Source organism: Streptomyces sp. NPDC059850, assembly GCF_042731515.1.
Taxonomy (GTDB): Bacteria; Actinomycetota; Actinomycetes; order Streptomycetales; family Streptomycetaceae; genus Streptomyces.
On record NZ_JBHWJI010000124.1, the window covers coordinates 1 to 7478 of the forward strand.

Consider the following 7478-nt stretch of genomic DNA (forward strand, 5'->3'; position numbering starts at 1 on the left):
CCGCCGCCTCCGGCGACGCCCTCGCCTCCCCGATGCAGGGCACCATCGTCAAGGTCGCCGTCGCCGAGGGCGACACCGTGGCCGAGGGCGACCTCATCGTCGTCCTGGAGGCCATGAAGATGGAACAGCCCATCAACGCCCACCGCGCGGGCACGATCAAGGGCCTGGGCGCCGAGGTCGGCGCCTCGGTCACCTCGGGCTCGGTCATCTGCGAGATCAAGGACTGACGCCCGCTCCGTAGCACGCATCCGGGCCCCGGCCGTCCACAGGACGTCCGGGGCCCGCGCGCTGCCAGGCCCTAGCGGCGCACCACATCCTGCGGGAAGGTCAGCTGCTCGCTCATCCAGCGCAGCGCCGTGGGCAGTTCGCGCCGCCAGGTGTGGAAGTTATGGCTGCCCTGGTCGAGGATGATCGACTGGGCGCGCATCGGCGGCCGTACGGCGGCCAGGAACGACCGGGTCGCGCCGTAATTCGACTCGCCCCGGCGGCTGGAGGCCACCAGCACCGACACCTCGGGCCGTGGCAGGTTCCGCAGCCGCCACATCAGGTCGTGCTCCCGCTTGCGGCGCTCACCCGCCGGACCGCCGCCGAACAGGTCCCCGGTGGTCGGGTCGTTGGCCACGCGGTAGTCGGGCGAGAGGGCCGCCGCCGCCGAGTAGACCCGCGGATGCCGCATGGCCAGCTCCAGCGCGCAGGTGCCGCCCGAGGAGTACCCCAGGACGCCCCAGGCGCTGGGGTCATGGCCGATCCGGTAGTGGCGGGTCAGCGCCTCGGGCAGATCCTCGGCGAAGTACGTCTCGGCCTGCGGCCCGCCGGGGACGTCCACGCACTGGGTGTCCCGTGGCGGGGCGATCGTCGGCCGGACCATCACGATCACGGTCGGCTGCACCGTCCCCCGGCGGATCAGCTCGCCCGTGGTCTGCGGCACCCGCAGATGCTGGGCCAGCAGAAACGACCCGCCGGGGTAGCCGCTGACCGTGACGACGACGGGGAAGCGCTGACGGGCGTACTGCCGCTGGAAGTACTGCGGCGGCAGATAGACGTACGCGGGCGTGGCCACCTGGCTGCGGCGGCCCGTGATCCGCACCGACTCGACCTTGCCCGCCCGCTCCGGCGGCCCGCCCGGCAGCCCGTGCACCCGGTCGAGACCCTGCGGCGGCGCGGCCCGCACCAGCGCCCCGGAGGCCCCGCCCGCGCCCGCCCCGCCGCCGGGTACGTCCGAGAGCGCGGCGGGAGCCTCGTCGCCCCGGCCCAGCAGCTCGTCCCAGGACCCGTAGAACTGGAAGTGCGCGTTGACCACGACCGCCAGCGCGGCGACCAGCGCGCACTGCGTCACCACCAGCGACCCGAGCCTGCCCGCCCACGCCCGCACCCCGCGCCCGGCGAAGCGCGGCCACAGCCAGACGGTGAGCGCGGCGCACACCACGGCGGCGGCGCTCAGCACCCACTCCAGCGATCGACTGGTCAGTCCCATGGGCGTTGCCGGGCGCGGACGTTGATCCGCATCCGTTTCCCCCTCCTCATCCGTTTCCGCCTTCCCCCGCCTTCTCTCGCGCCGGAGATGACGGTCTCCGCCACCCCGATGTGACGTAATGGCATGCTTGACCTACAGGCAGGTACCGCAAGGCACAGCAGGGAGGACCGCGATGGCGACCGAGACAGCCCCGGCGCAGACGCCACCGCTCCCCCGGCCCATGCGCGCCGACGCGCGGCGCAACTACGAGCGGCTGCTGGGCGAGGCGCGCACCGCCTTCACCCAGCACGGCACCGATGCCTCGCTGGAGGACATCGCGCGCCGCGCGGGCGTCGGCATCGGCACGCTCTACCGGCACTTCCCCAACCGCACCGCGCTCATGGGCGCCGTCTTCCAGGGCGAGATGAACGCCCTGCTGGCGCACTCCCGCGAGCTGGCGAGGGCGCCGCAGCCGTGCACCGCGCTGGTGGACTGGCTGCGGGCGATCGTCCACCACGCGAGCACCTACCGCGGCCTCGCGCAGGCCCTGATGGCGTGCTCGGGCGACGAGAGTTCGGAGCTGTCCCGTGGCTGCCGACTGCCGCTGCGCGAGGCGGGCAGCGAACTGCTCGCCCGCGCCCAGCAGGCCGGTGCCGTACGGCCGGACGTGGTGATCGCCGACCTGATGCAGCTGACCAACGCCATCGCGCTGGCCGTCGAACAGTCCCCGGACGACCCGGAGCTGGCGGACCGGCTGCTCGCCCTGACCTTCACCGGACTCAAGGCGCACTGAACCGGTCCCCCGGCGATCCGCCCGCTCAGCGCCGCCGGGGCGCCAGATCCGCCACCCGTCCACCGCCCGACTGCTGCTCGGGCAGGGACGCCGCGCTGCGCAGCTGGCCGGAGCCGGGCGCCTGGCCGTGCGGATTGCGGCGCGGGCCGGGCACGGGCAGCCCGTCCTCACCGGTCCGCGGGGCCGGGGAGCCCAGCCGCCCCGCCTGGCGCGCCGCGCCCGGCGGGCCGCCGCCCTCGCCACCGGCCGGGCCGGACCCCGCGCCCGGCCCCGCTACCGCGATCTGCACGCCCTGATCGGCCAGGGCCTGCAGCTCGGTCAGCGCACGGTCGTCCTGCGCGGGTGGCTCGTCGGTCACCAGCCGCGTGATCACATCGGTGGGCACCGTCTGGAACATGGTGTCGGTGCCCAGCTTGGTGTGGTCGGCGAGCACCACGACCTCCGCCGCGGCCTGGACCAGCGCCCGGTCGACGCTGGCCGACAGCATGTTGGACGTGGACAGCCCGCGCTCGGCGGTCAGCCCGCTGCCGGACAGAAAGGCGCGCGAGACCCGCAGCCCCTGGAGGGACTGCTCGGCGCCACTGCCGACCAGCGCGTAGTTGGAGCCGCGCAGCGTGCCGCCGGTCATCACGACCTCGACCCGGTTGGCATGCGCCAACGCCTGCGCGACGAGCAGGGAATTGGTGACCACGGTCAGCCCGGGGACCCGCGCGAGCCGGCGGGCCAGCTCCTGCGTGGTCGTACCGGCGCCGACCACGACGGCCTCGCCCTCTTCGACGAAACCGGCCGCGAGATCGGCGATCGCCGTCTTCTCCGCGGTCGCTAGATGGGATTTCTGCGGGAAGCCGGACTCCCTGGTGAATCCGCCCGGCAGCACCGCACCGCCGTGCCGGCGGTCGAGCAGTCCTTCTGCCTCCAGGGCCCGCACATCACGCCGTACGGTCACTTCGGAGGTCTGGACGACGCGGGCGAGCTCACGGAGCGACACCGCTCCGTTCGCGCGCACCATTTCAAGGATCAATTGGCGACGTTCTGCAGCGAACACGAAACTGACAGTAACGCCAACGACTGTCTCTTTTCAGCAGCTTGCACTAATTACCAGAAAATGTTCATCTGGGCGGGCACAAGCTGCTATAAGGGGCGCACCTCACGCCCGGGGGCCCGTCCGGTACTACCCTTCGGACGACTTACGGGTGTGCAACTGCCGCGCCACCTCGGCGATCGAGCCGGACAGCGACGGGTACACGGTGAACGCCTTCGCGATCTGCTCCACCGTCAGGTTGTTGTCGACCGCCAGCGCGATGGGGTGGATCAGCTCGCTCGCGCGCGGCGCGACCACCACACCGCCGACCACGATGCCGGTGCCCGGGCGGCAGAAGATCTTCACGAAGCCGTCCCGGATGCCCTGCATCTTCGCGCGCGGGTTGCGCAGCAGCGGCAGCTTCACCACCCGGGCGTCGATCTTCCCCCCGTCCACATCGGCCTGCGAGTAGCCGACCGTGGCGATCTCGGGGTCGGTGAAGACGTTCGCCGAGACCGTCTTCAGGTTCAGCGGCGTGACCGCGTCGCCCAGGAAGTGGTACATCGCGATCCGGCCCTGCATGGCCGCCACCGACGCCAGCGCGAACACGCCGGTGCAGTCACCGGCCGCGTACACGCCCGGCGCGCTGGTGCGCGACACCTTGTCGGTCAGGATGTGCCCGGACTCCTTCGTCCGGACCCCGGCCTCCTCCAGGCCCATGTCCGCGGTGTTCGGGATCGAGCCCACGGCCATCAGACAGTGGCTGCCGGTGATGACCCGCCCGTCCGCGAGCGTGCACTCCACCCGGTCCCCCACGCGCTTCACGGCCGCGGCCCGCGAGCGGGACATCACGTTCATCCCGCGCCGCCGGAAGACGTCCTCCAGCACCGCCGCCGCGTCCGGGTCCTCGCCCGGCAGCACCCGGTCCCGGCTGGAGACCAGCGTGACCTTGGAGCCCAGCGCCTGGTACGCGCCCGCGAACTCGGCGCCCGTGACACCGGACCCGACCACGATCAGCTCCTCGGGCAGCTCATCGAGGTCGTACACCTGCGTCCAGTTCAGAATGCGCTCGCCGTCCGGCTGCGCGTCCGGGATCTCCCGGGGGTGCGCGCCGGTCGACACCAGCACCGCGTCCGCGACCAGGGTCTCCTCGGAGCCGTCCACCGCCCGGACGATCACCTTCCGCGATCCGTCCGGCGCCTGCGCGGGCTCCAGCCGCCCGCGCCCCCGCATGACCCGCGCGCCGGCGCGCGTGACGGAGGCCGTGATGTCGTGCGACTGCGCGAGCGCCAGCCGCTTCACCCGCCGGTTCACCTTGCCCAGGTCCACGCCCACCACCCGGGCCGTCTGCTCCAGCGGCGGGGTGTCATCGGCGACGATGATGCCCAACTCCTCGTACGAAGAGTCGAACGTCGTCATCACCTCAGCCGTGGCGATCAACGTCTTCGACGGCACGCAGTCGGTCAGCACCGACGCTCCGCCCAGACCGTCGCAGTCGACGACGGTCACCTCCGCGCCGAGCTGGGCAGCGACCAGCGCCGCCTCGTAGCCGCCGGGTCCGCCACCAATGATCACGATCCGAGTCACATGCTCCATTGTCCCGTACCCACCCGCTAGGCTTCCGCCCGGGGGTTCGAGTGCGCATCCTCATACGAACCCGCCACCCCAAGAGCGCTTCCACCCCTCTCCCGTACCCTCTGATCCATGTCGCTCTACGCCGCGTACGCCGGCAACCTCGACGCGCGGCTGATGTCCCGCCGCGCACCGCACTCACCCCTGCGCGGCACAGGCTGGATCACCGGCTGGCGCCTGACCTTCGGCGGGGAGCAGATGGGCTGGGAGGGCGCTCTCCCCACCATCGTCGAAGCCCCGCGCTCGCAGGTCTTCGTCGCCCTCTACGACATCGCCCCCATGGACGAGGACTCCATGGACCGCTGGGAGGGCGTGGGGCTGGACATATACCGCCGCATGCGGATCCGCGTCCACACTCTGGACGGCGAGGAGCCCGCCTGGCTGTACGTCCTCAACGGCTACGAGGGAGGCCTGCCCTCCGCCCGCTACCTCGGCGAGATCGCCGACGCCGCCGAATCCGCGGGCGCGCCGCACGACTACGTCATGGAGCTGCGCAAGCGCCCCTGCTGACGTCCGCTCGCGCGGGGCCGACATCCGCTCGCGTTCCGCTTACAGGCGGCACGTTCCGCTTGCGCGCGGCTGGTGAAACCATCGTGCCGATATGGCCGTCCCCCTGTTCACCCGAGCGGCACCCGGTCGAGGATGCGGATTGATCGCGATCACCACCACCGAAAGCCGACCGATATGCCCGTCTTCAGGCGCCGTAAGGGCAGCCGTCCTCGTCTGGTCCCCGAACTCGACGACACCGCCCTCGGCCGGGTCCGGCAACGCCTTGAGACGAGCTGGGACCGCGGCGACCTCGACACCACGGTGATCGCCCAGGTCTCCCGGGTGGTCGAGGACGCCGGTCAGGACTGGGACCGCAAGGGCCACCGCCTGTCCGTACTCGCCGCCGCCGCGGGGCGGGCGCTGCCCGGGATCTGGCGGCGTCACCACCCCCGCGACCAGGGAGCCCTGCTGCTGCACGCCTGGTCGGACCTGGTCCGGGCCGAGACCGACCTGAGCGAGGCCCGCGAGGCCTGCCGCCTCGCCGCCGAGCTGGTCCCCGCCGACCCCACCCCGTACGTCGTGCACCTGGCCACCCTGCGCCGCGAGCGGCGACCGCACCGCGAGCTGTCGGCGATCTGGCAGGAGATCATGGCCCGCGACCCGTGGAACCGCGAGGCGCACCTGCAGGTCCTCGGCTATCTGTCCCCCGACGAGTGCGGCTCCGCCGTACAGCTCCTCGACCTGCTGGACTCGGTCCGGGGCCGCATGCCCGCCGACGCCCCCGCCGCCGCCCTGGAGCTGACCGCGATCGTCCGCAACCACCAGCGCGCCATGGCCACCGGCGGCATGGAGGCGATCAGCGCCGGGGAGCACTGGCGGCGCGAGGGGGTCGCCCCGGTCCTCGACCAGGCCGCCCAGGAATGGCCCCAGCCCGGCTTCCTCCGCCACGCCGCCGCCCTCGCGGACCTCAACGTCCTCGCGTACGCCCTGGTCAGGTCCGGCCGCATGACCGAAGCCGCGACGGCCCTGCGCGCCACCGGGGGCGTGGTGACCGCCTGGCCCTGGAACGCCGACGGCGACCCGCTGGAACGGTTCTCCCAGCCCTACGAACGCCTCGCCGCCCCCGCGTAGCGCGCCCCGCTCGCGCGCCGTCGGCGCCTCGTTCGCAACGATCCGAACACCACCCCCGGAGGCCGTCTACGCGCGTAGGCCAGGAGGGGCTACCCTCGTGCGCGTGAACGCATCTGTTTCTTCGGACAGCCAGGGCGCCCCCGCCGACCCCCACGCCGCCGCCGACGCCGCCGCCACGCGCCTGCGCGAGCTGACCGGTGCGGAGACCCACGACGTCGCCCTCGTGCTGGGCTCCGGCTGGGTCCCCGCCACCGACGCGCTCGGCAGCCCGGAGCACGAGTTCCCCGTCACCGAGCTGCCCGGCTTCCCGCCGCCCGGCGTCGCGGGCCACGCGGGCACCATCCGCTCGTACCAGCTGGACGACAAGCGGGCCCTCGTCTTCCTCGGCCGCACCCACTACTACGAAGGCCGCGGCGTCGCCGCCGTCGCCCATGGCGTGCGTACCGCCGTCGCCGCCGGTTGCAAGACCATCATCCTCACCAACGGCTGCGGCGGCCTCCGCGAAGGCATGCGCCCCGGCCAAGCGGTCCTGATCAGCGACCACATCAACCTCACCGCCGCCTCCCCCATCGTCGGCGCCAACTTCGTCGACCTCACCGACCTCTACTCCCCCCGGCTGCGCGCCCTCTGCCAGCAGGTCGACCCCACCCTCGAAGAGGGCGTCTACGCCCAGTTCCCCGGCCCGCACTACGAGACCCCGGCCGAGATCACCATGGCTCGTACCATCGGGGCCGACCTGGTCGGCATGTCCACCACCCTCGAAGCGATCGCCGCGCGCGAGGCGGGCGCCGAGGTGCTGGGCATCTCCCTGGTCACGAACCTGGCCGCGGGCATGACCGGCGAACCCCTCAACCACGAGGAGGTCCTCCAGGCGGGCCGCGACTCGGCCACCCGGATGGGCACGCTGCTGGCCCAGGTGCTGGACCGGCTCTGAGGTAGTGGGGGCTGAGGTCTTGGGG

The 7478-nt window shown here is 72.7% G+C and carries 8 protein-coding genes; 5 read left to right on the forward strand and 3 right to left on the reverse strand.

Annotated elements, in window-relative coordinates:
* On the forward strand, nucleotides 1–227 hold a 227-nt coding region (locus tag ACFV9T_RS42260; RefSeq protein ID WP_385449096.1), incomplete at its 5' end, for a biotin/lipoyl-containing protein.
* A gap of 71 nt (nucleotides 228–298) precedes the next feature.
* Here the strand turns inward: ACFV9T_RS42260 and ACFV9T_RS42265 are convergent.
* Nucleotides 299–1474, reverse strand: a complete 1176-nt coding sequence (locus ACFV9T_RS42265; RefSeq protein WP_385449098.1) for an alpha/beta hydrolase — start codon at nucleotides 1472–1474, stop codon at nucleotides 299–301.
* 172 nt (nucleotides 1475–1646) lie between these two features.
* Between ACFV9T_RS42265 and ACFV9T_RS42270 the strand changes: the two genes are divergently transcribed.
* Entirely contained in the window at nucleotides 1647–2246 is a 600-nt protein-coding gene (locus ACFV9T_RS42270; protein WP_385449100.1) for a TetR/AcrR family transcriptional regulator, read from the forward strand.
* A gap of 25 nt (nucleotides 2247–2271) precedes the next feature.
* On the opposite strand, the gene ACFV9T_RS42275 is transcribed toward ACFV9T_RS42270, so the two are convergent.
* Nucleotides 2272–3291, reverse strand: coding sequence for a DeoR/GlpR family DNA-binding transcription regulator (locus ACFV9T_RS42275; protein WP_385449103.1), 1020 nt, complete (start codon nucleotides 3289–3291; stop codon nucleotides 2272–2274).
* A gap of 126 nt (nucleotides 3292–3417) precedes the next feature.
* Nucleotides 3418–4863, reverse strand: a complete 1446-nt coding sequence (locus ACFV9T_RS42280) for an NAD(P)H-quinone dehydrogenase (RefSeq protein WP_385449106.1) — start codon at nucleotides 4861–4863, stop codon at nucleotides 3418–3420.
* A 108-nt stretch (nucleotides 4864–4971) separates the two neighbouring features.
* On the opposite strand from ACFV9T_RS42280, the gene ACFV9T_RS42285 reads away from it, so the two are divergent.
* The 3 genes from ACFV9T_RS42285 to ACFV9T_RS42295 all read left to right on the forward strand — a co-directional run bounded on the left by ACFV9T_RS42285 (nucleotide 4972) and on the right by ACFV9T_RS42295 (nucleotide 7453).
* Entirely contained in the window at nucleotides 4972–5409 is a 438-nt protein-coding gene (locus ACFV9T_RS42285; protein WP_123100215.1) for a gamma-glutamylcyclotransferase, read from the forward strand.
* A gap of 174 nt (nucleotides 5410–5583) precedes the next feature.
* The gene (locus ACFV9T_RS42290) at nucleotides 5584–6519 is read left to right on the forward strand and encodes a hypothetical protein (RefSeq protein WP_385449109.1); all 936 of its coding nucleotides are present in this window, start codon (nucleotides 5584–5586) and stop codon (nucleotides 6517–6519) included.
* A gap of 97 nt (nucleotides 6520–6616) precedes the next feature.
* Complete coding sequence (locus tag ACFV9T_RS42295) at nucleotides 6617–7453, forward strand: purine-nucleoside phosphorylase (protein ID WP_385449111.1); 837 nt, start codon at nucleotides 6617–6619, stop codon at nucleotides 7451–7453.
* Nucleotides 7454–7478 lie beyond the last annotated feature (25 nt).